The following is a 23,786-nucleotide window of genomic DNA, read 5'->3' as shown; positions in this document are numbered from 1 at the left end:
GGTATCGCCCACGCCGAAACGCGTCGTCGCCGTGCTACGATTTTCGGCACACAGGAGACGCCTTCATGCAGCCCGAAACCGCCCGCCGTTTCGATACCGAATTCGCGCCGCGCATCGCGCAGGCGATCGCCGCGTTCTTCGCCGACCACGTGCGGGCCGACGTCGTCCCCTATGGCGGGCACGGGCACCCGACGCGCGTGCAGATCCGCAGCGCGCCGCACGAGCACGTGAGCGGCTTCGTGCATCCGCTGAATCTCGAACTGACGTGGGACACCGACGAGATCGAGCGGCTGATGGAACCCGACGGCCCGCAACGCTTCGAGCACTACCTCGCCGCGCTGCCGAGAAAGCTCGGCGCATGGCAAAGCGCGCGCGACATCGATCTCGCGTCGCGCACGCAGGCCGAGCCGCTCGTGCGGCTCGGCGGCCTCGACTTCGAAGGCTGAATACGCGCGCCAGCCGGCCACCTCGCGGCTTGGCGTCGCGCGATGCGGCCCGGTGATACACTCGACCGGCCCCGCCCCGGTGCAGCCGCGCCGGCCGGGCCGTTCATCGCCGCCTCCCGCGTACATGGTTGCGCACGCAACCGGCAAGCGGGTGCGCGGATAACCCTGCTCTCGCTCCCGCCATGAACGCCGATACCGGCCTGCCGCTTCCGCAACGCTACTGGGCGATCGTCTGCGTCGCCCTGGGCATCACGCTCGCCGTGCTCGACGGCGCCATCGCGAACGTCGCATTGCCGACCATCGCGCGCGACCTGCACGCGTCCGACGCCGCGTCGATCTGGATCGTCAACGCGTACCAGCTCGCGGTCACGATCACGCTCCTGCCGCTCGCGTCGCTCGGCGAGCGCATCGGCTATCGCCGCATCTACATCGCCGGGCTCGCGCTGTTCACCGCGGCGTCGCTCGGCTGCGCGCTGGCCGGCTCGCTGCCGATGCTGGCGGTGATGCGCGTGATCCAGGGGTTCGGCGCGGCCGGCATCATGAGCGTCAACGCGGCGCTCGTGAGGATGATCTACCCGTCGTCGATGCTCGGGCGCGGGCTGTCGATCAACGCGATGGTGGTCGCGCTGTCGTCGGCGATCGGCCCGACGGTCGCGTCCGCGATCCTGTCGTTCGCGTCGTGGCCGTGGCTCTTCGCGGTCAACGTGCCGATCGGCATCGCGGCCGTGCTCGGCAGCCTGCGCGCGCTGCCGGCCAACCCGCTGCACGACGCGCCGTACGACTTCCCGAGCGCACTGATGAACGCGTGCGTGTTCGGCCTCCTGATCACGGCCGTCGACGGGCTCGGTCACGGCGAAGGTCATGCGTACGTCGCGGCGGAACTGGCCATCGCGGGCGTGGTCGGCTACTTCTTCGTGAAGCGTCAGTTGTCGCAGCCGGCGCCACTGCTGCCCGTCGACCTGATGCGCATCCCGATGTTCGCGCTGTCGATCTACACGTCGATGGCGTCGTTCACGTCGCAGATGCTCGCGTTCGTCGCGCTGCCGTTCTGGCTGCAGCATTCGCTCGGCTTCTCGCAGGTCGAGACGGGCCTCTACATGACGCCGTGGCCGCTCGTGATCGTGTTCGCCGCGCCGCTCGCGGGCGTGCTGTCGGACCGCTATTCGGCCGGCATGCTCGGCGGGATCGGGCTTGCGCTGTTTGCCGCCGGGCTGCTGTCGCTCGCGACGATCGGCGCGCACCCGGGCACTGTCGACATCGTGTGGCGGATGGCGCTGTGCGGCGCGGGCTTCGGGCTGTTTCAGTCGCCGAACAACCGCGCGATGCTGTCGTCGGCGCCGCGCGAGCGCAGCGGCGGCGCCGGCGGCATGCTGAGCACCGCGCGCCTGACGGGCCAGACGTTCGGCGCCGCGCTCGTCGCGCTGATTTTCGGGCTCGCGCCCGATCGCGGGCCGACGATCGCACTCTTTGTCGCCACGGTGTTCGCGGCGGTGGCAGCGGCGGTCAGCCTGCTGCGCATCGCGTCGCCGCCGCCGGACCCGGCGGCCTGACACCGTCGCGCGCCGCACCCGCGGCGGGTGTCAAGCGGCGTCGAGCGTGTCCATCACGAAGCGCACGCGCGCCTTCACGCTCGCGCGCGGCAACTCAATCAGCCGATAGCCGTACGACGTATAGCAATCGACCATCGCGTCATGGGTCCGCACCGCTTCCGCGAAATCCTGCCGGCGCTCGGTGTCCTGCGCATAGATGTCGGGCCACGGCGGCGCGATGAACACGCGCCGGTGATAACGAAAACGCCGCGCCGCCGCTTCCGTGTGCGCGGGTACCGCCAATCCGGTCAGCTTCAGATAGCCGATCACGTCCGGCACGCCGCGGTCGAAGAACACCGGCCCGCGCGCGTGCCGCGCGAGATGGTAGGACCGCATCTCCCAGCTCAGCATCAACTCGGCGAACGCAGCCGGGTCGCGCCACGGCAGCGCCGGACCGTCGACGGCCATCTGGTCGCGGATCACGCCGCGCCCGGCTTCCTGCGAACGTGCGAACCCGGCGCGCTCGAGCGCATCGAGCAACGTGCTCTTGCCCGACCCCGGGCCGCCCGTCACGACGAAGAAGCGGCCGGTTGCGTCGTCGGCTTCTTCGTCGTCACTCGCTGCACGCTGCGCGAACTCACGCATGCGCGGCCCGCTGGCCCGCGCGCCGCGTGACCGACGCCGCCGCCGCGACACTGCGCAGGTCGGCGACGAACGTGTCGCGCCAGACCGACAGGTCGTTCTCGCGCAGCCGCGCGAGGTTCTCCGCGTGACGCGCCTGCCGCTCCGCGAGCGGCATCGACAGCGCGCGTTCGAGCGCCTCGGCCATCTGCGACAGATCGTACGGATTGACGAGCAGCGCGCCGGTCAGCTCGGCCGCCGCGCCCGCGAACTCCGACAGCACGAGCACGCCCGGATCGGCCGGATCCTGCGACGCGACGTATTCCTTCGCGACGAGATTCATCCCGTCGCGCAGCGGCGTCACGTAGCCGACCTGCGACATCCGGAAGAACGCCATCAGCAGGTTGCGCTCGTACTTGCGGTTCAGATACTGGATCGGCGTCCAGTCGAGCTGCGAGAAGCGGCCGTTGATGCGGCCGGCCTCGCCTTCCAGCGTCTCGCGGATCTGCTGGTAGGTCTGCACGTCGGAACGCGTCGGCGGCGCGATCTGCAGCAGCGACACGCGCCCTTGCCAGCCCGGCGCATTCGCGAGCATCCGCTCGAACGACTGGAAGCGCTCGACGAGCCCCTTCGAATAATCGAGGCGATCGACGCTCATCACCAGCTTGCGGTCGCCCAGCGCCTCGCGCAGCATCTTCACCGGCTTGCGAGCGCCGTACTGGATAGCCGCCTGCGCGATCGCGTCGGGATGCACGCCGATCGGATAGGCCGCGACCTTCACGACGCGGCCGTGCGCATGCAGCATCCCGTCGTCGCTCGCCGCGCCGATGCCGCGCCGCTCGATGTAGTCGGTGAAGGCCTGCTTGTCGGCCTCGGTCTGGAAGCCCGCGACATCGTACGCGCACATGAACTTCACGAGTTCCTCGTGCGGCGGCACGAGGCGCAGCACGTCGGGCGACGGAAACGGGATATGCAGGAAGAAGCCGATCGGGTTCTTCACGCCGAGCTCGCGCAGGCAGTGCGCGAACGGCAGCAGGTGGTAGTCGTGCACCCAGATCAGGTCATCCGGGCGCAACAGCGCGGCGAGCTGCTTCGCGAGCATCGCGTTCACGCGCAGGTAGCCGGCGTACTCCTGCCGGTCGAAGCGCGCGAGATCGCCGCGGTAATGGAACACCGGCCACAGCGTCGCGTTCGAGAAGCCGCGGTAGTACTGGTCGTAGTCGCGCCGGGTCAGGCCGACCGTCGCGTAGGTCACGTTGCCGTCCCGCTGGATCGCGGGCTCGGCGTCCGGCGCACCGACGATCTCGCCGTTCCAGCCGAACCAGACGCCGCCCGTTTCCCGCAGCGCGTCCATCACGCCGACGGCCAGGCCGCCCGCGCTCGGGCGCGTGTCCTCGCCGGCGGCGACACGATTCGATACCACGATCAATCTGCTCATGCGATTTCCCCTCCTCGATTCGATTGGCTGACGCGCGACGCGCGCCAAAGCAGGCGCGGCGGCCCGAAGGCGGCCGCGCGGCGACTCAGTTCCGAGAATTGCAATGAAATACGGCGGTGGAATGCGGCGACGACCGTATCAAGCGTCCTGCTCCTGACCGAGGTCGCGTTGATAGTCGAGCCCTTCCGGGCGAGCACCACCCTGGTTGTGATCGCCGTCCGACGGCGCCTCGTCCGGCGCGCCCGCGGGCGGGGCCGATGGCGCGTCGGTCCGCGGACGCGGGCGGTCTTCCGGATGGCCGGCCGCCGCGTCGGGTGGCCGGTGTGACAACCGTTTCGAACGGCGCATGGCTAGGTGTCTCATATGCGGCGCGGCTCGAGGCCGTCGTAGAAACATTCCATAACAAAACAGTCTAGGTCGCGCGATCGCATCCGAAGGTAACAATTACCTTCAATTTGTAACGTTTCGACCCCTCGTCGTTCATCTATTCGACAATAACGCCGCCCGCGCGCACGCGGCCCGCCGCACGGCGATTTGTCAAAGCTTTGCAGTTTTCCCATGACAATTGCGAAACAATGACGCGGCATCAGGAGCGTGCATGCGTCGCCGCTCACCCAGACAGGACTTGCACTCAGGGATGAACATTCGCTTCGAATCGCCGCGTCGGGCCACGCCGGCGCGCGTCGTGCTGGCCGTGATCGCCGCGGCCGCACTGCTGTCCGGCTGCAATTCGCTGTACAGCGAAGGCGCGACGGCCGGCGCCGGTATCGCGGGCGCCGCGATCGCCTCCAAGGTCACCAACAACGCCGCCGTCGCCACCGGCATCGGCCTCGGCGCCGTCGCCGGCGCACGGGCGGGCGTCCAGTACACGCAACGCGTCGCGCACCGCTACACGCAGGAACAGATCGCGAAGGCGGCCGGCCCGCTCGACGTCGGCGGCGTCGCGCCGTGGGCGACGCACCATTCGTTCCCGATCGAGGACGACGAGCAGGGCCGCGTGACGGTCAGCCGGATGATCAGCGTCGGCCCGCTCGACTGCAAGGAAATCGTGTTCGCGGTCGATACGCCGGCGAAGGCCGACAAGCCCGCGCAATCGGCGTTCTACGTCGCCACCATCTGCCGCGACGGCCCCGTGTGGAAATGGGCGTCGGCGGAACCGGCGACCGAGCGCTGGGGCGCGCTGCAATGAGCGTGGCGATCCGTATCGCGGCGATCGGCGCGCTGTGCGCGGCGACGCTCGCGCTGTCGGGCTGCGGCTCGGTCGGCGCGGCGAGCGGTGCGCTGGCCGGCGCGGCGACGGGCCTCGTCACCGCGAACCCGGCGGTCGGCGTGGGCGTCGGGATTGCCGTGCAGGCCGCGACCGACGAAGCCGTCAACCGCACGATGAAGCAGCTTCATCAGAACCAGCAGGACGCGATCGCGAAGACAGCCGGCAGCCTCGCCGTCGGCGAAGTGAAGCCGTGGAAGGTGAAGAACACGCTGCCGCTGGAAAACGGCGAAGGCGAAGTGCGCGTCACGCGCGCGTACTCGTCGGCGCTCGCGCTGTGCAAGGAATTCGCGTTCTCGGTGAAGGACGGCGACAAGGCCGACTGGTATTTCGCGAATGCGTGCCAGCAAGGCACGCACTGGAAGTGGGCGTCGGCGGAACCGGCAGTCGATCGGTGGGGGAACTTGCAGTAACGGTGCGATGCGCCGCGCATCATGCGTGGCGCCTCGGATTCTGCGATGCGTAGTTACACCGAGCTCCCCGATCGCATCAGGACTCGACGTCCTCGAGGCTGAAGATCTCGGTCTGGTCGTTGTACGAGAAGATCTCGCCGTACCGCCCCCAGTCGATCACCGCGTCGAGCGTTTCCTCGGCCGCGCCGTCCGACAGGAAATCCTCGAGCTCCTGCTCGAAGCGCACGCGCGGCGCGCGATGGCCCGGGCGCTCGTTCAGCACCTTCTTGATCCGCGCGGCGAGCGGCACGTGCTTCAGCAAGTGATCGGCGAACATCAGCTTGCGTTCCTGCGTGCCGAACTCCGCGAACACGCGCCCCGGCGGCGTCAGGAACACGTCGCCTTCGCGCACGTCCGCGAAGCCGAGGTACTGCAGTACTTCCGCGATCGGGAACAGGTCGTCGACCTCGAGGTGCAGCGTGCGCGCGATTTCCGGCATGTCCGCGCGGCCGTGGTACGGCGCCATCGCGAGCGTCTCGATCAGGCCGGCCATCAGGTTGGTCGACACCTGCGGCAGCCAGCTGCCGAGCTCGAGCCCCTTCTTCGTCGCCTCGCCGGTCTGGCGGGCCGTCATCTTCGCGTAGATGTCGTCGACGAGCTTGCGGAACGCCGGATCCAGACGATTGCGCGGGTGCTTGAACGGCACCTTGATCTCCGCGATCACGCGGCCCGGGTTCGACGACAGCACGAGAATGCGGTCGCACATGAACACCGCTTCCTCGATGTTGTGCGTGACGATCAGCACCGACTTGATCGGCATGCGGCCTTGCGTCCACAGATCGAGCAAGTCGGTACGCAGCGTCTCGGCGGTCAGCACGTCGAGCGCGGAGAACGGCTCGTCCATCAGCAGGATCGTCGGGTCGACGACGAGCGCGCGCGCAAAGCCCACGCGCTGACGCATGCCGCCCGACAACTCGCGCGGGTACGCGTTCTCGAAGCCGTCGAGTCCGATCAGGTCGATCGCCGCGAGCGCGCGCTCGCGCCGCTCGCGCGCGCCGACGCCGAGCGCTTCGAGCCCGGCTTCCACGTTCTGCAGCACGGTCAACCACGGGAACAGCGCGAAGGTCTGGAACACCATCGCGACACCCTCGGCCGGCCCGCGCAGCGGCTTGCCGAGGTATGTCACTTCGCCGCCGGTCGGCTCGATCAGCCCGGCGATGATGCGCAGCAGTGTCGACTTGCCCGAACCCGACCGGCCGAGCAGCCCGACGATCTCGCCTTCGCGCAGCGACAGGTTCGCGTCGTCGAGCACGAGCAGCTCGCCCTGTGTCTTGTTGAAACCGCGGCAGACGTGCTCGACGCGCAGGATTTCTTCACCGGGGCGCGGCGGCTGGGACGTCTGGACGGGGGCGTTTACAGCATTCGGATTGTGCATCGCGTTTCGCTCTCAATCGGTCTCAGTCGAGCCGCAGCTTCGCTTCGGCGAAGGCATACAGCGGGCGCCACAGCAGGCGGTTGAACAGGGTGACGAACAGGGACATCACGGCGATGCCCAGGATGATCTTCGGAAAATCGCCGGCGGCGGTGGTCTGCGCGATGTAGGCGCCGAGGCCGTGCGCCTCGATCCGCGTGCTGCCCCACTGCACGGCTTCGGACACGATGCTCGCGTTCCACGCGCCGCCCGATGCGGTGATCGCGCCCGTCACGTAGTACGGGAAGATGCCGGGCAGGATCGCCTGGCGCCACCACTGCCAGCCGCGGATGCGGAAGTTGGTCGCCGCTTCGCGATAGTCGTTCGGGTAGGACGTCGCACCGGCGATCACGTTGAATAGGATATACCACTGCGTGCCGAGCACGATCAGCGGCGACAGCCAGATGTCCGCGTTCAGGTGGAAGCGCGCGATCACGATCACGAACACCGGGAACAGCAGGTTCGCCGGGAACGCGGCGAGGAACTGCGCGAGCGGCTGCAGCTTCTCGGCCAGCTTCGGGCGCAGCCCGACCCACACGCCGATCGGCACCCAGATCACCGACGCGATCGAGATCAGCACGACCACGCGCAGCAGCGTGATGAGCCCGAGCACGAGCACGTGGCCGACTTCGGCCATCGTCACGCCGGTGGCGACGAAGCTGACGACGCGCCACACGATATAGGCGGTGCCGATCAGCACGAGCCCGGCCCACGCGATGTCGACCGTGCGCGACGCCTTCTTCTCGACTTTCGGCAGCGTGAAGCGCATCGCGCCCGACAGCGGCAGGCGCAGCGGAATCCGCGCGGCCTTCGCGAAGAACCAGCCGGCCGGCACGAGCAGCTGATGAATCAGCCGCGTGCGGCGCACGAGGTCCAGCAGCCACGATTGCGGCGCATCGCCCGACGCGGTGTTCTCCATCCGGAACTTGTCGGCCCACGCGATGAGCGGGCGGAACAGGAACTGGTCGTACGCGAGGATCACGACCGTCATCGTCAGGATCACCCAGCCGATCGCGCCGAAGTTCTTGTCCGAGATCGCCTGCGCGAGATACGCGCCGATGCCCGGCAGCGTGATCGTCTGGTTGCCGACGGTGATCGCCTCGGACGCGACGACGAAGAACCAGCCGCCCGACATCGACATCATCATGTTCCAGATCAGGCCCGGCATCGAGAACGGCACCTCGAGCTTCCAGAAGCGCTGCCAGGACGTCAGGTGGAAGCCGCGCGACACTTCGTCCAGGTCGCGCGGCACCGTGCGCAGCGACTGGTAGAAGCTGAACGTCATGTTCCACGCCTGGCTCGTGAAGATCGCGAAGATCGCGGCCAGCTCGGCGCCGAGCACGCGGCTCGGGAACAGCGCGAGGAAGAACGTGACCGTAAACGAGATGAAGCCGAGCACCGGCACCGACTGCAGGATGTCGAGGATCGGGATCAGCACCATGCCCGCGCGGCGGCTCTTGGCCGCGAGCGTGCCGTAGACGAGCGTGAACGCGAGCGACGCGACCATCGCGGCGAGCATCCGCAGCGTGGTGCGCAACGCGTATTCGGGCAGGTTCGACGGATCGAGCGAGATCTTCTGCGTCTGCAGCACGCCGATCGGCGCCATCGTTTCGTGGAAGCCGACCACCGCCATCGCGATCAGGCAGATGATCAGCGGAAAGGCGATGAAGTCCCACCGATTCGGCAGCACGCGCCACGCGGATGCGTTGGCGGTCCGGTTCGGATTGAAGAATCCGACGTTCATCAGGCGCCCTCCCCGGTAAGGCCGAACGAAGCCGGCAGTCGATGTTGATTCATGGCAAAGCGCACGGGCGCGGTAATTCGATTGACTGGCGATTTCGCGCGCGCGGCGCGCCGTGCGCGCACACGCGGCCGCGGCCGGTCGAGCCGGGCCGCGACGGCACGACACTACACCAACCTGTATTTCAGGCACAACCGTCCGGGACGGCGCGGGCAGCGCAGGGATCGTGCCCGGCGCATGGGCGGATGGCGGGCGCGCGGTACGGAACGGCCCGGCCGCGGTCCTGCGGCCGGCACGCAGGCCCGAATTATGCCGCGATCCGGCCCGGCCGTGAACCCGCCGCCCGCATGCGGCCACAAACCCTGTGCGGCATCAGCAGCCGGATACGGCGAAGCAGGTATGATCGGGGCTAGCCCCCGGGTCCGGTTCGGCCGTGTCGCGGCAATGTGCACGGCCCTCTGTCAACAGGCCACGGGGATCGACCGACGAGCGGGAGGAAGGGAATGGCAGGAAACTTGGTGATCGTCTGTCGCGATCAGGATGCCGACGCGTTCTATGAACTGATGCAGGAGTACGGGTCGTTCCAGACGCGGCTGTCGTCCACGGCATGGTACCTGAACATGAACGTCGTGCCGGAATCGCTGCAGGAGGAAATCCTGGAGCGCCTCGGCCGGTATACGACCGTCTATATCTTCGAGGCCACCACGGTGACCTACAACACGATCGACAGCAATGCGGCCGAGACGCTCGGCACGCTGTTCGGCGAATGAAGCCGCGCGGCGCCTGCCCGGCCGGGCAGGCGCCGCAGCCGCTCATGCGGCTTGTTCGTGAGGTTCGTCCTTCGGCACGGCCTCGAACGGGAACGTCATCGACACACGCAGGCCGCCTTCGGGGCGATTGCCGATGTCGCATGCGCCACCCAGCCTGAACACGAGCCGCTCGACGATCGCGAGCCCGAGCCCGCTGTGGCCGTTGCCGCCGCGCGCGGGATCGAGCCGCACGAACGGCCGCGTGGCGGCCGCGAGGTCGCGCGGCGCGATGCCGCCGCCGCTGTCGCTGACCGACAGCACGTAGCCGGCCGGCGTGCGCGCCGTCTCGACGAATACGGGCGGCGCGCCGTACGCATGCGCGTTGTCCAGCAGGTTCGACAGGATCCGGTCGAGCGTCGCCGTCGGCAGCCGGAAGCCGGGATCGGCTTCCAGCCGCGTCTGGACCGTCGGCGCGTTCGGCGCGACCGCACGATAGCTGCGCGCGATCCGCTCGCAGGCCTGATCGACCGGCACCGGCTCGCTGCGGTCGGCCCCGCCGTGTGCGAATACCAGGAACTGGTCGACGATGTGCGACATCGAGTCGACGTCGCGCACGACGCCGTCGCGCAGCCGCGCGTCGTCCATCATTTCGGCCCGCAGGCGCATCCGGGCGAGCGGCGTGCGCAGGTCGTGCGCGACGCCGGCCAGCATCACCGCGCGATCGCTCTCGGCCTGCGACACCTGCTCCACCATCTGATTGAAGCCGCGCGTGAGCTGGCGCAGCTCGCGCGGGCCGCGTTCGCGCAGCGGCGGCACCGGCTGCCCGCGGCCGAAACGCGCGACCGCGCGCGCGAGCGAGCGCAGCGGCTGCTGCAACTGCCACGCGGCGAACAGCGCGGCGATCACGCCGGCCGAGAAGATCGTGCCGAGCCACAGCAGCATCCGGTCGAGCGAGCGCGGCGGCCGCAGCGGCTGCACGGGCACCACGATCCAGTTGCGGTCGGCCGGCTCCTTCACCCACAGCACCGGCGGATGGCCGGGCGCGCCGATCTCGACCTGCGTGCCGGGCGGCATGCGCTCGCTCACGTCGTCGCGAAACCGCTTCAGCGGCGGCGGCAGCCCCGAATCGCCGCCCTTCGGCACGTCGGCGCTGTCCGGCGACACGAGCCTCACGCGCGACGGCAGCGGCTGGTCGGGCGTGCGCGCGACGTGCTGGCGCACCGCGTCGACGAGGAACGCGGCCTCCTCGACCGCATAACGCGTCTGCATCTGGTTGCGCTCGAGCCGCATCGCGAAGAACCATGCGAAGTGCGACAGCAGCAGGACGCCGACGACGAGCAGCGCCAGCCGCCCGAACAGTGAATCAATGGGTTTGCGCATGGGCCTCGCCGTCGGGCACGAACACGTAGCCGCGCCCGCGGACCGTCTGGATGAAGCGCGGCGTCGACGGATCCGTTTCGAGGATGCGGCGCAGGCGCCATACCTGGACGTCGATGCCGCGGTCGGTGCCGTCGTACTCGGGCCCATGCAGCAGCTCGAGCAGCCGCTCGCGCGTGAGCGTGCGCAGCGCATGGTTCACGAAGATCTTCAGCAGCGCGAATTCGCTGCTCGACAGCGTGGCCGGCTTGCCGTCGACCGACAGCGTGCGCGCCTGGAAGTCGAGCAGGAAGCGGCCGAACGCGAACGGCTCGCGCTGCTCGGGGGCGGCGGCCGACGGCGTCGCGCGGCGGCGGCGCAGCACGGCCTGCACGCGCGCGAGCAGCTCGCGCGGGTTGAACGGCTTGCCGAGGTAGTCGTCCGCGCCGAGCTCGAGCCCGACGATGCGGTCGACGTCGTCCGCCCGCGCGGTCAGCATGATCACGGGGATGTCGTCGCCGGCCGCGCGCAACTGGCGCAGCGCGGTCAGGCCGTCCACGCCCGGCATCATCAGGTCCAGCACGATCAGGTCGGGCCGCTCGCGCTCGAGGCGCTTTTCGAGCGTCGCCGCGTCGTGCAGCACGGACACTTCCATCCCCTGGCGCACGAGATAGTCGCGCAGCAGGTCTCGGAGTTCTTGGTCGTCGTCGACGATGAGGATCTGGGTAGTCATGGCTCGAAGTTTACCGCGCAAGGGTGGAGTCGAAGAACGAAACAAAGGGACGAAAGGGTTACTGCGGGTTACCGCGCAAGGGAACTGTAATGCACGGTAACCCGGCCGCCACCCCGCGTAACACCCGCCGGGGCCTGCATCGCTAACCTGCGTCTTACCGGATGCGGTACCCGGCTTTCCCGGCACCGCATCGTCGGACCCTTTGGATTCAAGGAGTTTCTGAAATGTATAAGAAGACTTCCCGCGTGGCCATCGCGGCCGCCGCCTTGCTCGCTCTCGCATTCGGCACCGCGCATGCCGCGCAGCCCAACGACATGCCGCCGCCGGGCGGCCCCGGCATGCACCGGATGCACGGCGAGCATGAAGGCGGCCCGTTCGGCGCGATCATGAAACTGCACGACCAGCTGAAGCTCAATGCGTCGCAGGAGCAGCAATGGCAAGCGGCCGTCAACACGATGAAGCAGAACCGTGACGCGATGCGCAAGAGCCACGAGCAGATGCGCGAGCAGTTCAAGGCGCAGCAGAACCAGCCGATCCTCGACCTGAGCGCGATGCATTCGGCGCGCCAGCAGGCAGAGGCGCAGAACGCGCAACTGCGCGAGCAGACGTCCGCCGCATGGCTCACGTTCTACAACGGGCTGAACGACCAGCAGAAGACGATGGTCAGCACGGCGCTCAAGCAGCAGTTCGCGAACATGGAGCAGCGCCACGAGAAGATGAAGGCGCGCTGGGAGCAGCATCGCGCGGCCGCCAAGGGCGCGTCGGCGCCGGCGCAGTAAGCGGGCGGGCCGCGTTGCGCAGCGGCGCCGAAGGGGACGCAGGCATCGGCCTGCGTCCCCTTTTTCGTTTCAGGCGACGTCGAACAGCAGCACCTCGGCCAGCCGGCCGCGCGCGAACGCCACCGCGTCCGCCCCGCCGATCCGCGCGCCGTCGCCGGCCGCCAGCGCGCGGCCGTTGACCTCGACCTCGCCGCGCGCCACGTGCACGTAGATGCTGCGCCCGGCCGGCACGTCGAACGCCGTCGTCTCGTCGCCGTCGATCAGCCCCGCGAAGATGCGCGCGTCCGCCCGCATCGACAGCGCGCCGTCGCCGCCGTCGGGCGCCGCGACGAGCCTCAACCGGCCGCGCTTCTCGTCGTCGGCGAAACGCCGCGCCTCGTAATCGGGCCGCCCGCCCCGCCCGGCCGGCTGCAGCCAGATCTGCAACAGGTGCAGCGGCCGGTCGCGCGACGCGTTGGTTTCGCTGTGCACGAGCCCCGTGCCGGCGCTCATCCGCTGGACGCCGCCGGTTCGAACGATCGCGCCGCAGCCGAGGCTGTCGCGGTGCGCGAGCACGCCATCCAGTACGTAAGTGACGATCTCCACGTCGCGGCGCGGCTGCATCCCGAAACCGCGCGTCGGCGCGATCAGGTCCTCGCTCAGCACGCACAACGCGCCGACGGGCGGACGCACCGGCGCGGGCTCATGCCCGGTGCGGCAGGCGGATGAAAAGCTGTGACTCGATTCGAGCCAGCCGTGGCGCGTGTGCCAGCGGTCTTCGGCGCGCAGGATCTGGAACATGGGGGTGGACGCTCGGGGGCGCAGGTGTTCTGTTCGGGTTTACCTCCACTGTAGGGGGGCGCCGAACGCGCCACAATCCGCCGCCAATGCACCTCATTGTTGCAAGCACGCCACCAATTGCCCGAATATTCGTTGCGAATGCCACGACTGCCGCAACAGCCGAATCGAGGAATCGGTCGATCGCGCCGGATTGCCGTTTTCCGGGTATCGCGTTCGGGTAAAATACCGCCCTTTTGGCGTTCGCCCTCGAGGCGGCCGCCCACGCCAGAGCGCCTATCGGCGATTTTTGGCCGTCTAGAATACGCCGCGGCGCCCGGTCCGACCGGCCGCGAGCGCCCCCGGAAAGCCAGCAACAGAAGGATGGAAATGAAGAAGGCCGCCCTGTGCGCCGCCCTCGCCCTCGTGGCGGGCAGCGCCTTCGCGAAGGAGTGGAAGACCGTGCGGATCGGCGTCGACGCCAGCTACCCGCCGTTCGAGTCGACCGCGCCGAGCGGCGAGATCGTCGGTTTCGACGTCGATCTCACCAAGGAAATCTGCAAGCGGATCAACGTGAAATGCGTGTGGGTGGCGCAGGATCTCGACGGGATCATCCCGGCGCTGAAAGCGAAGAAGTACGACGTCATCGTGTCGTCGCTGACGGTCACGGACAAGCGCCGCGAGCAGATCGACTTCTCCGACAAGGTGTATGACGCGCCCGCACGGATGATCGCGAAGGCCGGCTCGCCGCTGCGGCCGACGGTCGCGTCGCTGAAAGGCAAGCGCGTCGGCGTCGAGCAGGGTTCGACGCAGGAATCGTACGCGAAGGCGTACTGGGAACCGCAGGGCGTGACGATCGTTCCTTACCAGAACCAGGACCAGGTCTATGCCGATCTCGGCACGGGCCGCCTCGACGCGACGCTGCAGGACGAGCTGCAGGCCGACTACGGCTTCCTGCGCACGCCGCGCGGCAAGGGTTTCGCGTTCGCCGGGCCGGAAGTGAAGGATCCGAAGACGATCGGCGACGGCACCGCGATCGGCCTGCGCAAGGAAGATACCGACCTGAAGCTCAGGATCAACCAGGCGCTGGCCGACATGCACAAGGACGGCACGTACGACCGGCTGTCGCACAAGTACTTCTCGTTCAGCGTCTATTCGGCGCCGGCCCGCTGAACGCGGACAAGAAGAAGCAGCGGATGCGGGGGCGGCCCCGCGTCCGCGCAGTACACGCAGTCAACCACGCGCCGCCCGCCCCTTGCCCGCCGCTCGCGCGACGGGTGGGTCCGGCACCGTTGCCGGGGCGGACGGTCATGATACGCACGGGGCGTTCCGCGCAGCTTGGCGGGCGCGTCTTTCGCGGCGCACGGCGTGCGCCCCCAGGGACCACACCAGGGACCCCATATGTTTCTACAAGGCTACGGCCCGCTGATCCTCGCCGGCACCTGGCAAACCGTCAAGCTGGCGGTGCTTTCGCTTGCGCTGTCGTTCCTGCTGGGGCTGCTCGGCGCCGGCGCGAAGCTGTCGCGCAACCGCGTCACGAACGGCGTCGGCACCGTCTACACGACGCTGATCCGCGGCGTTCCCGATCTCGTGCTGATGCTGCTGCTGTTCTACAGCCTGCAGATCTGGCTGAACATGGCGACCGACGCGCTCGGCTGGGACCAGATCGACATCGACCCGTTCCTCGCCGGCGTGCTCGTGCTCGGCTTCATCTACGGCGCGTACTTCACCGAGACGTTCCGCGGCGCGTTCCTGTCCGTGCCGCGCGGCCAGCTCGAGGCCGGCAGCGCCTACGGGATGACGAACTGGCAGGTATTCACGCGGATCATGTTCCCGCAGATGATGCGCTTCGCGCTCCCGGGCATCGGCAACAACTGGCAGGTGCTCGTGAAGTCGACCGCGCTCGTGTCGATCATCGGCCTGGCCGACGTCGTGAAGGCGTCGCAGGACGCCGGCAAGGGCACGCTGCGGTTCTTCTTCTTCACGCTGATCGCAGGCGCCGTCTACCTCGCCATCACGACGATCTCGAACTTCGTGCTGATGTGGCTCGAAAAGCGCTACTCGACCGGCGTCCGCAAGGCTGACCTATGATCGAACTCATCCAAGAATACTGGCGCAACTATCTGTACACCGACGGCTATCGCATCACCGGTGTCGCGATCACGCTGTGGCTGCTGGTCATGTCGATCGGCCTCGGCTTCTGCCTGTCGGTGCCGCTCGCGGTCGCGCGCGTGTCGAAGAAGAAATGGCTGTCGGGCGCCGTGTGGCTGTACACGTACGTGTTCCGCGGCACGCCGCTCTACGTGCAGCTGCTGCTCTGCTACACGGGCCTCTACAGCCTGCAGGCCGTGCGCGGCACGCCGATGCTCGATGCGTTCTTCCGCGACGGGATGCACTGCACGCTGCTCGCGTTCACGCTGAACACCTGCGCGTACACCACCGAAATCTTCGCGGGCGCGATCAAGGCGACGTCGTACGGCGAGATCGAGGCCGCGCGCGCGTACGGGATGTCCCCGTTCACGATGTATCGCCGCGTGATCCTGCCGTCGGCGCTGCGCCGCGCGCTGCCGCTGTACAGCAACGAAGTGATCCTGATGCTGCACGCGACGACGGTAGCCTTCACCGCGACCGTGCCGGACATCCTGAAGATCGCGCGCGACGTGAACTCGGCGACCTACATGTCGTTCCACGCGTTCGGCATCGCCGCCCTGCTCTACCTCGTGATCTCGTTCACGCTCGTGTGGCTGTTCCGCCAGGCCGAGCGCCGCTGGCTCGCGTATCTGCGCCCGCAAGGCAAGTAAGTTTTCGCAGGATTACTGATGAACTCCCAGACCCAGAAGCTTTTCGTCGACGATCTCCACAAGCGGTACGGCGACAACGAGGTGCTCAAAGGCGTGTCGCTGAAGGCGAACTCGGGCGACGTGATCAGCGTGATCGGCTCGTCCGGCTCCGGCAAGAGCACGATGCTGCGCTGTATCAACTTCCTCGAGCAGCCGAACGCGGGCCGCATCTTCGTCGATCGCGAGGAAGTGCGCACCGCGCTCGACAAGACGGGCGCGCTGCGCGCGGCAGATCCGAAGCAGCTGCAGCGCGTGCGCACCAAGCTGTCGATGGTGTTCCAGCACTTCAACCTGTGGTCGCACATGAACGTGATCGAGAACGTGATGGAAGCGCCGGTGAACGTGCTCGGCATCCCGAAGAAGGAAGCCGAGGAGCGTGCGCGCGAGTATCTCGAGAAGGTCGGCCTCGCGCCGCGCGTCGAGAAGCAGTATCCGTCGCATTTGTCGGGCGGCCAGCAGCAGCGCGTGGCGATCGCGCGGGCGCTGGCGATGCATCCTGACGTGATGCTGTTCGACGAGCCGACCTCCGCGCTCGACCCGGAGCTGGTGGGCGAGGTGCTGAAGGTGATGCAGAAGCTCGCCGAGGAAGGCCGCACGATGATCGTCGTCACGCACGAGATGGGCTTCGCGCGCAACGTGTCGAATCACGTGATGTTCCTGCACCAGGGCCGCGTCGAGGAGGAAGGCGTGCCGGCCGAGGTGCTCGCGCATCCGAAGAGCGAACGCCTGCGCGCGTTCCTGTCGGGCAGTCTCAAGTAACGCCCGTCACCCGCCACGCCCGAACGGGCGCCCCGCGGTTCGCCGCGCGGCGCCCGTTTTGCGTTTACCCGTCACGCGGCGCTCACCGGCGCGCCGTCGGCGAACGCGCGCAGCTCGTCGCCCGCCAGCCGGTAGCGCACCCATTCGCTCTGCGGCGCCGCGCCGACGCGCTCGTAGAAGCGGATCGCCGGCTCGTTCCAGTCGAGCACGCTCCATTCGAAACGCCCGCAGCCGGACTCGACCGCGACCCGCGCGAGCGCCTTCAGCAATTGCAGCCCCGCACCGGCGCCGCGAAAACGCGGCGACACGTACAGATCCTCCAGATACAGCCCCTGCCGCGCGAGCCACGTCGAATACGAGAAGAAATACACAGCGAACCCGGCCGGCTCGCCGTCGACCTCGCAGATCAGCGCACGCGCCGGCGAGCCTTCGCCGAACAGGCTGCGTTCGAGCGATTCGGGCGTGGCGACGACTTCGTGCTCGGCCTTCTCGTAGACGGCGAGTTCGGTGATGAAGCGCAGGATCAGCGGCACGTCGGCGACGGTCGCGGAGCGAATATCGATTTGCACGGGTTGAGCCCTCCTCCGGCCCGGATGTGAAACGGACAAGCGGCGCCGCGCAACCGCACTGGCGCCGTTCAAACCGTCATGCTACGTTCGCGACGTGCCTGCAGGAAGTGCAGTTTCTTCATCCAGACCTGAACATGATGCATCCCGATCTGCGCCGCCTCGACCTGAACCTGCTGCTCGTGTTCGACGCGTTGTACCGCCACCGGTCGGTCGCGGCGGCCGCGCACGAACTCGCGCTGAGCCCGTCGGCGTTGAGCCACGCGCTCGCGCGGCTGCGCGACGCGATCGGCGATGCGCTGTTCGTGCGCCTCGGCAACGAGATGCAGCCGACCGTGCGCGCCGACGACATCGCCACGTGGGTCGGCGACGCGCTCGATGCGATGTCGAAGGGGCTCGCCCGCGCGCGCCGCTTCGATCCGGCGCACAGCGACCGCACGTTCGTGTTCGCCGCGACGGACTACACGGCGTTCGCGGTACTGCCGGCGTTCCTGGCCCGCATCCAGCACGTGGCGCCGCATCTGCGGATTCGCGTCGTCCATTCGGACCGCAAGATTTCCGTCGACGAACTCGCGGCCGGCCGTATCGACTTCGCGCTCGGCTACCACGAGGAATCGGCGGCCGACGCGCCGGGCATCGAGGACTTCGACTGGTTCTCCGACGACTACGTCGTGATCGCGAGCGCCGCGCATCCGGACATCCGCCGGCGGCTGGCGCTCGACCAGTATCTGGCGGCTCGCCACGTCGTCGTCACGCCGTGGAACGAGTCGCGCGGCGTCGTCGACTACGTGCTCGATCGCCTCGGCCTCGCGCGGCACGTGGCCGTGCAATTGCCGACCGTGCTGGCCGCGCCGTTCGTGATCGCGGAGTCGGCACTCCTGATGACCGTGCCGAACCGCGCCGCGCAGGCGCTGCGGCACGCGGCGCCGATCCGCATCTTCCCCGCGCCGTTCGAGATCCCCCGCTACACGGTGAAGGTCTACTCGCACGCGAAGCATGCGCGCACCGATGCGCACCGCTGGATTCGCGCGCAGTTGCTCGACGCGCGGCCGAGCCCGGACTGAGCGCGGCACGCGGCAGCACGGACGTTCCCGGCGTCGACCGGCGATGGCGGCAATCGCCCGAATCATTACGAAATACTTACCAATTTCGCGACTTTCGCGCTTACGCCGGCGCCCTGGCAACGTCAATAGTGGCAATCCTTGACCCACGCCCGCGGAAACCACGTTTCCCTTGTGGCACAAGGGTTTTCCGGTAATCGAGCACCCTTGGGACACCTGTCGCGCACCGTGTTGCATGGCAATTTGGCGACAGCGGTTAGTCAAACAACGATTTCCGTCGCCACAAAATTGTATTTTTGCTAAATTAGTAACCAAAGTAGCAAAACGAAGTTCGTGAAATGTAGTTTAGCTTCACGACACAACAAGGAGACCCCGCAGGCCGACCCGGCTGCGCGGGACCGCTCAACGGTTTTCCGTCTGCTTGCCCGCGTGCCGCGCTTACCGGCCCTGCACGAGGTCTCCCTGGTTATCCCGCTTTTGCCCGGCGCTCGCGCTCCGGGCATCTCGTGCAGTCTGGGTTGACTTTTTGACAGGGTATGGAGGAGATGATGAAGAAAGCTTTGGTCGCGGCCGCGCTGATGGCTGCTGGGGTGGTGACGGCGCACGCGCAGAGCAGCGTCACGCTGTATGGCCGCCTGGATGCCGGCCTCGAGTACATGAACGGCCTGCAGGACGGCCATCGCTACCGTGCGGAGAGCGGCGACTGGGGCACGAGCCTGTGGGGCTTGAAGGGTAGCGAGGACATCGGCGGCGGCAACAAGATCCTGTTCCACCTCGAAGGCGCGTTCAACACGATGAACGGCGGCCTCGGCACGAGCGGCTCGATCTGGGATCGTTTCGCGACCGTCGGTATCTCGAACGACCGCTACGGTACGCTGCTGCTGGGTCGCGAACTCGCGATCGCCAACGGCGTGTGGGACTTCGACCCGTTCGGCCAGTCGGCCTGGTCGACGGCCTCGCTGGTGCGCGGCCGCAACTGGAACAAGACCAGCAACAACGTGTCGTACCAGTCGCCGTCGGTCTACGGCCTCGACTTCTACGGCCAGTTCTCGTTCTCGAACTCGACCAGCTTCAACGGCAACACGACGGCCGGCGCGCCCGGCCGTGCCATGGGCGGTCAGGTCACCTATACGAACTCGCTGTTCCAGTTGCGCGGCATCTACGACGAAACGCGCGACAGCAACGGCCGCTTCTCGGACGTGTTCAACTACTCGCGTGAATACTTCGCGGGCGTGAACGTGTTCCTCGGCCAGTTCAAGGTTCAGGCGGCTTACCAGGCATCGCGCGCCGACGGCAGCGGCGGCCCGGCAGCGAACGCCGGCGTGACGGGTACGCAACAGGTGTGGGGCGGCGTAACGTGGCAAGCCACGCCGGCAGCGGCGCTGATCGCGGCCGTGTATCACGTGAACGCGAACCACGGTGGCGGCAACGCGAACATCTACACGGTCGGCGGCTCGTACAACATCTCGAAGCGCACGCTGTTCGACGTCCAGGTCGCCACGGTGCGCAACAGCTCGACGGCCAACTTCGGCCTGAACGCGAACAATGCAGGCACCGCCGTGTCGACCGGCAACCCGCATCCGGGCGGCAGCCAGACCGGCGTCTACGCCGGTATCCAGCACCTGTTCTGATCAGGCGCCGTCAAAGAACGATCCGACAACGTTTTCCACGCTGCTGCGAGAGGCGCGTATCGGTGCGGTACCCAACCGGGTATCCGCACCGTTTTTTCTTGGGCGGCGGATGCGTGCGACCCGCGGCCCGATCGGCCGAAGCGGCCGGGAAGTGATCGAACGGCGCGGACGCGGCGCTCAGACGGCCGCTTCGTTCTCTTCGCCGGTGCGGATGCGGATCACGCGCTCGACGTCCGACACGAAGATCTTGCCGTCGCCGATCTTGCCGGTGCGCGCCGCGCCGATCACCGCGTCGATCACCTGATCGACCTGCGCTTCCGCGACGACCACCTCGATCTTCATCTTCGGCAGGAAATCGACGACGTATTCCGCGCCGCGATACAGCTCGGTATGGCCCTTCTGGCGGCCGAAGCCTTTCACTTCCGTCACGGTCAGGCCCGTGAGACCCACTTCGGCGAGCGCTTCGCGGACTTCGTCCAGCTTGAACGGCTTGATGATGGCGGTGATGCGTTTCATGATGGTTGTCCCTCAATGCTCGTTTGGGTGAAAAATCGCGATCCCGATTGTAAGCCGGCGGGCCGCATCCGGCCCAGCACCGCTCAATCGAGCCGTTCGGTGAAGCGCGAGGTGATCGGGTAGCGCCAGTCGCGCCCGAATGCGCGGTGCGTGACGCGGATGCCGATCGGCGCCTGGCGGCGCTTGTATTCGTTGATCTTGATGAGCCGCGTCACGCGCTCGACGTCGGCCTGCGCGTAGCCGGCCGCGACGATCTCGGCGAGCGGCCGGTCTTCTTCCATGTACATCCGCATGATCGCGTCGAGCACGTCGTACGGCGGCAGGCTGTCCTGGTCGGTCTGGTTCTCGCGCAGTTCGGCCGACGGCGCGCGTGTCAGGATCCGCTCGGGGATCACGTCGCGCCGCCCGTAGTCGGTCGTTTCGTTGCGATAGCGGCAGAGCCGGTACACGAGCGTCTTCGCGATGTCCTTGATCACCGCGAAGCCGCCGGCCATGTCGCCGTACAGCGTGCAGTAGCCGACCGCCATCTCGCTCTTGTTGCCGGTCGTCAGCACGATCGAGCCGAACTTGTTCGACAGCGCCATCAGCAGCGTGCCGCGGATGCGCGCCTGGATGTTCTCCTCCGTCGCGTCTTCGGGGCGGCCCGCGAATTCGTCGGCAAGCGCGGCGCGGAAGGCATCGAACATCGGCGCGATCGCGATCTCGTCGTAACGCACGCCGACGCGCCGCGCCATCTCCGCCGCATCGGTGGTCGAGATGTCGGCCGTGAAGCGCGACGGCATCATCACCGCGCGCACGCGCTCGGGCCCGAGCGCATCGCACGCGACGGCCAGCACCAACGCCGAATCGACGCCGCCCGACAACCCGATCAGCACGCCGGGAAAGCCGTTCTTGCAGATGTAGTCGCGCACGCCCGTCACGAGCGCGCGATACACCTGCGCGTGCGTCGATAGCTCGGGCGCGATCGCGCCGGGCAGCGGCCGCGCGCCGTCGAATTCGACGATCGCGTGCCCTTCGTCGAACTGCGGCATCTTCGCGACGAGCGCGCCCTCGCCGTCGAGCACGAACGACCCGCCGTCGAACACGAGCTCGTCCTGGCCGCCGACGAGGTTCACGTAGACCATCGGCAGCCCGGTCTCGCGAATCCGCGCGCGCAGGATGTCGATGCGCACCGCTTCCTTGTTCATGTGGTACGGCGAGCCGTTCGGGATCAGCAGCACCTGCGCGCCGGCCGCCTTCGCGATCTGCGCGGCCGACGCATGCCATGCGTCCTCGCAGATGATCACGCCGTATTTCACGCCGTTCAGCTCGAACACGAGCGGCTCGGTGTCGGTCGCGAAGTAGCGCTTCTCGTCGAACACCTCGGCGTTCGGCAGATCCTGCTTGCGGTAGGTGCCGACGATCTCGCCGCCGACGATCAGCGACACCGCGTTGAAGGTATCGGTAGGCGGCACGCCGCGCTCGATCGGGCGGTTTGCATTACCATCGACGGCTGACGCGCTGCCCGGTCCGCTGCCCGCCCCCCTGCCCGGTCCGCGCAACGGATGCCCGACCAGCACCGCGAGCCCGTCGAACGCCTTCAGCGCGTCGGCGAGCGCATCGAGTGCGGCGGCCGCCGCCGCGTAGAACGCGGGCCGCAGCAGCAGGTCTTCCGGCGGATAGCCGGACAGCGCGAGTTCGGGCGCGACCATCAGTTGCGCACCATCGTTGTGCGCGGCGCGCGCGGCCGCGACGATGCGCGCGACGTTGCCGGCGAAATCGCCGACGGTGACGTTGATCTGGGCGAGAGCGAGTCGGGTCTTCATGGCGGGAGCGGCGCAGCCCGGCGGCGCGCCTTGAACGGCTGACGAAATCGATCCGGGCGCGGGCCGCGACGGCCCGCATCCGGCAACATCCAACGGTACGGATTCACGCTTGAAACACGAACGCATCGATTATCGCACGGGCATCCTGTCGTCCCCCGCCGAGGTGCCGGCCGACGAATGGAACGCGCTGCTCGCGCGCGACGCACAGCCCACGCCGTTCCTGCGCCACGAATTCCTCGACGCGCTGCACGTCGCGCGCTGCGCGGTGGACGACACCGGCTGGTCGCCGCACTTCGTCACGCTGACCGACACGCACACGGGCCGGCTCGCGGCCGCCGCGCCCGTCTACGCGAAACAGCATTCGTACGGCGAATACGTGTTCGACTGGGCATGGGCTGACGCGTACCAGCGCAACAACCTGCCCTATTACCCGAAGCTGCTGTGCGCGGTGCCGTTCACGCCGGTGCAGGGCACGCGGCTGCTCGCGGCCAGCGACGACGCGCGCCGCCGGCTCGCGGCCACGCTGCTCGCGTTCGCCGAGCAGAGCGACGTGTCGTCGCTGCACGTGCTGTTCCCGACCGGCGATGAAGCGCGGCTGCTGGAATCGATGGGCATGATGCTGCGCGAGGGCGTGCAGTTTCACTGGCTCAACGACGGGTACCGCCACTTCGACGATTTCCTCGGCACGCTCGAGCAGAAGAAGCGCAAGAACATCCGCGCGGAACGGCGCAAGGTACACGACGCGGGCGTGACGTTCCGGCGGCTCGCCGGCGATCAAATCACCGACGCCGACTGGCGCTTCTTCTCGCGCTGCTATCGGCAGACCTACCGCGAGCACTATTCGAGCCCGTACCTGAACCTCGACTTCTTTCGCACGATCGGCGCGACGATGCCCGAGAACCTGCTGCTCGTGATCGCGGAAGCCGACGGCCAGCCGATCGCGAGCGCGCTCGCGGTGTACCGGCGCGGCGAGCACGGCGGCGGCACGCTGTATGGCCGCTACTGGGGCGCGATCGAGCACGTGCCCTGCCTGCATTTCGAAGCGGCCTACTACCAGTTGCTGGAATTCTGCATCGAGGCCGGGCTCGACACGTTCGAAGGCGGCGCGCAGGGTGAGCACAAGCTCGCGCGCGGCTTCCTTCCCACCGTCACGCATTCCGCGCACTGGCTCGCGCATCCGGCGTTTTCCGATGCGGTCGCGCGCTTTCTCGAACGCGAGACCGAGCATATCCACGCGTACGTCGACGAACTGCGCGAACACGATCCGTTCCGGCGCGGTACCTGACGGCGAGCCGTATCACGTCGCCCCACGTCGCGCACCGGAGCACGC

Annotated in this window: 24 protein-coding genes; 13 read left to right on the top strand and 11 right to left on the bottom strand. The window is 67.9% G+C overall.

What is annotated here, in order from left to right:
- The first annotated feature begins 65 nt into the window (after positions 1-65).
- Complete coding sequence (locus tag LGM42_RS11775) at positions 66-446, top strand: DUF5594 family protein (RefSeq protein ID WP_059576572.1); 381 nt, start codon at positions 66-68, stop codon at positions 444-446.
- A 182-nt stretch (positions 447-628) separates the two neighbouring features.
- A complete protein-coding gene (locus LGM42_RS11770; protein ID WP_226232274.1) occupies positions 629-1,996 on the top strand; it encodes an MFS transporter in 1,368 nt (455 codons plus the stop codon).
- A 30-nt stretch (positions 1,997-2,026) separates the two neighbouring features.
- Here LGM42_RS11770 and LGM42_RS11765 read toward each other — a convergent pair whose 3' ends face one another.
- From LGM42_RS11765 to LGM42_RS11755, 3 genes are all read right to left on the bottom strand, one after another.
- Entirely contained in the window at positions 2,027-2,620 is a 594-nt protein-coding gene (locus LGM42_RS11765) for an AAA family ATPase (protein WP_089465279.1), read from the bottom strand.
- A complete protein-coding gene (otsA, locus tag LGM42_RS11760; protein ID WP_226232273.1) occupies positions 2,613-4,034 on the bottom strand; it encodes an alpha,alpha-trehalose-phosphate synthase (UDP-forming) in 1,422 nt (473 codons plus the stop codon). Before otsA ends, LGM42_RS11765 begins: the two co-directional genes overlap by 8 nt.
- A gap of 138 nt (positions 4,035-4,172) precedes the next feature.
- The gene (locus LGM42_RS11755; RefSeq protein ID WP_081083214.1) at positions 4,173-4,382 is read right to left on the bottom strand and encodes a hypothetical protein; all 210 of its coding nucleotides are present in this window, start codon (positions 4,380-4,382) and stop codon (positions 4,173-4,175) included.
- Positions 4,383-4,671: 289 nt separating this feature from the next.
- Between LGM42_RS11755 and LGM42_RS11750 the strand changes: the two genes are divergently transcribed.
- Together LGM42_RS11750 and LGM42_RS11745 are read left to right on the top strand one after the other, a co-directional pair.
- Positions 4,672-5,223 (top strand): hypothetical protein, encoded by a 552-nt coding sequence (locus tag LGM42_RS11750; protein WP_226232272.1) that lies wholly within the window; start codon positions 4,672-4,674, stop codon positions 5,221-5,223.
- Positions 5,220-5,714 (top strand): hypothetical protein, encoded by a 495-nt coding sequence (locus LGM42_RS11745; RefSeq protein ID WP_059576585.1) that lies wholly within the window; start codon positions 5,220-5,222, stop codon positions 5,712-5,714. Before LGM42_RS11750 ends, LGM42_RS11745 begins: the two co-directional genes overlap by 4 nt.
- 76 nt (positions 5,715-5,790) lie before the next feature.
- Here the strand turns inward: LGM42_RS11745 and LGM42_RS11740 are convergent, their stop codons facing one another.
- On the bottom strand, positions 5,791-7,128 hold the full coding sequence (locus LGM42_RS11740) for an AAA-associated domain-containing protein (protein WP_059576606.1): 1,338 nt from the start codon (positions 7,126-7,128) through the stop codon (positions 5,791-5,793).
- A gap of 22 nt (positions 7,129-7,150) precedes the next feature.
- Positions 7,151-8,908 carry an ABC transporter permease gene (locus LGM42_RS11735; RefSeq protein WP_027813839.1) on the bottom strand — a complete coding sequence of 586 codons (1,758 nt, stop codon included), beginning with the start codon at positions 8,906-8,908 and terminating at the stop codon, positions 7,151-7,153.
- A 500-nt stretch (positions 8,909-9,408) separates the two neighbouring features.
- Between LGM42_RS11735 and LGM42_RS11730 the strand changes: the two genes are divergently transcribed.
- Complete coding sequence (locus tag LGM42_RS11730; protein WP_011545926.1) at positions 9,409-9,675, top strand: hypothetical protein; 267 nt, start codon at positions 9,409-9,411, stop codon at positions 9,673-9,675.
- Between the two features lie 42 nt (positions 9,676-9,717).
- Here the strand turns inward: LGM42_RS11730 and LGM42_RS11725 are convergent, their stop codons facing one another.
- Positions 9,718-11,034 (bottom strand): ATP-binding protein, encoded by a 1,317-nt coding sequence (locus tag LGM42_RS11725; RefSeq protein WP_226232271.1) that lies wholly within the window; start codon positions 11,032-11,034, stop codon positions 9,718-9,720.
- Positions 11,018-11,743, bottom strand: coding sequence for a response regulator (locus tag LGM42_RS11720; RefSeq protein ID WP_006493394.1), 726 nt, complete (start codon positions 11,741-11,743; stop codon positions 11,018-11,020). The genes LGM42_RS11725 and LGM42_RS11720 overlap by 17 nt, the downstream gene beginning before the upstream one ends.
- A 224-nt stretch (positions 11,744-11,967) precedes the next feature.
- Here LGM42_RS11720 and LGM42_RS11715 point away from each other — a divergent pair, with 224 nt between their 5' ends.
- Positions 11,968-12,522 (top strand): periplasmic heavy metal sensor, encoded by a 555-nt coding sequence (locus tag LGM42_RS11715; protein ID WP_059576616.1) that lies wholly within the window; start codon positions 11,968-11,970, stop codon positions 12,520-12,522.
- Between the two features lie 69 nt (positions 12,523-12,591).
- On the opposite strand, the gene LGM42_RS11710 is transcribed toward LGM42_RS11715, so the two are convergent.
- Positions 12,592-13,302 (bottom strand): pirin family protein, encoded by a 711-nt coding sequence (locus LGM42_RS11710; protein WP_060966799.1) that lies wholly within the window; start codon positions 13,300-13,302, stop codon positions 12,592-12,594.
- A 366-nt stretch (positions 13,303-13,668) separates the two neighbouring features.
- Here LGM42_RS11710 and LGM42_RS11705 point away from each other — a divergent pair, with 366 nt between their 5' ends.
- The 4 genes from LGM42_RS11705 to LGM42_RS11690 all read left to right on the top strand — a co-directional run bounded on the left by LGM42_RS11705 (position 13,669) and on the right by LGM42_RS11690 (position 16,877).
- Positions 13,669-14,451: an ABC transporter substrate-binding protein gene (locus tag LGM42_RS11705; RefSeq protein ID WP_059576902.1), complete on the top strand. Its 783-nt coding sequence runs from the start codon at positions 13,669-13,671 to the stop codon at positions 14,449-14,451.
- Between the two features lie 228 nt (positions 14,452-14,679).
- Positions 14,680-15,369 (top strand): ABC transporter permease, encoded by a 690-nt coding sequence (locus tag LGM42_RS11700; protein WP_006489645.1) that lies wholly within the window; start codon positions 14,680-14,682, stop codon positions 15,367-15,369.
- Positions 15,366-16,079: an ABC transporter permease gene (locus LGM42_RS11695; protein ID WP_226232270.1), complete on the top strand. Its 714-nt coding sequence runs from the start codon at positions 15,366-15,368 to the stop codon at positions 16,077-16,079. The genes LGM42_RS11700 and LGM42_RS11695 overlap by 4 nt, the downstream gene beginning before the upstream one ends.
- Positions 16,080-16,097: 18 nt before the next feature.
- Entirely contained in the window at positions 16,098-16,877 is a 780-nt protein-coding gene (locus LGM42_RS11690; protein ID WP_060311936.1) for an ABC transporter ATP-binding protein, read from the top strand.
- 71 nt (positions 16,878-16,948) lie between these two features.
- Here the strand turns inward: LGM42_RS11690 and LGM42_RS11685 are convergent, their stop codons facing one another.
- Positions 16,949-17,446 carry a GNAT family N-acetyltransferase gene (locus LGM42_RS11685; protein WP_059646352.1) on the bottom strand — a complete coding sequence of 166 codons (498 nt, stop codon included), beginning with the start codon at positions 17,444-17,446 and terminating at the stop codon, positions 16,949-16,951.
- A 134-nt stretch (positions 17,447-17,580) separates the two neighbouring features.
- Between LGM42_RS11685 and LGM42_RS11680 the strand changes: the two genes are divergently transcribed.
- Positions 17,581-18,507: a LysR family transcriptional regulator gene (locus LGM42_RS11680; RefSeq protein WP_226232269.1), complete on the top strand. Its 927-nt coding sequence runs from the start codon at positions 17,581-17,583 to the stop codon at positions 18,505-18,507.
- A 542-nt stretch (positions 18,508-19,049) separates the two neighbouring features.
- On the top strand, positions 19,050-20,135 hold the full coding sequence (locus LGM42_RS11675) for a porin (RefSeq protein WP_059576905.1): 1,086 nt from the start codon (positions 19,050-19,052) through the stop codon (positions 20,133-20,135).
- Between the two features lie 177 nt (positions 20,136-20,312).
- Here the strand turns inward: LGM42_RS11675 and LGM42_RS11670 are convergent, their stop codons facing one another.
- Both LGM42_RS11670 and LGM42_RS11665 read right to left on the bottom strand, forming a co-directional pair.
- The gene (locus tag LGM42_RS11670; protein ID WP_006398637.1) at positions 20,313-20,651 is read right to left on the bottom strand and encodes a P-II family nitrogen regulator; all 339 of its coding nucleotides are present in this window, start codon (positions 20,649-20,651) and stop codon (positions 20,313-20,315) included.
- Between the two features lie 83 nt (positions 20,652-20,734).
- Positions 20,735-22,456, bottom strand: coding sequence for an NAD+ synthase (locus tag LGM42_RS11665; protein ID WP_226232268.1), 1,722 nt, complete (start codon positions 22,454-22,456; stop codon positions 20,735-20,737).
- A 109-nt stretch (positions 22,457-22,565) separates the two neighbouring features.
- Between LGM42_RS11665 and LGM42_RS11660 the strand changes: the two genes are divergently transcribed.
- Positions 22,566-23,741, top strand: coding sequence for a GNAT family N-acetyltransferase (locus LGM42_RS11660; protein ID WP_226232267.1), 1,176 nt, complete (start codon positions 22,566-22,568; stop codon positions 23,739-23,741).
- The last annotated feature ends 45 nt before the right edge of the window (positions 23,742-23,786 follow it).

It is taken from the genome of Burkholderia sp. AU39826 (assembly GCF_020419965.1).
Taxonomy (GTDB): Bacteria; Pseudomonadota; Gammaproteobacteria; order Burkholderiales; family Burkholderiaceae; genus Burkholderia; species Burkholderia semiarida.
This window is presented reverse-complemented; position numbering and strand designations above follow the sequence as displayed.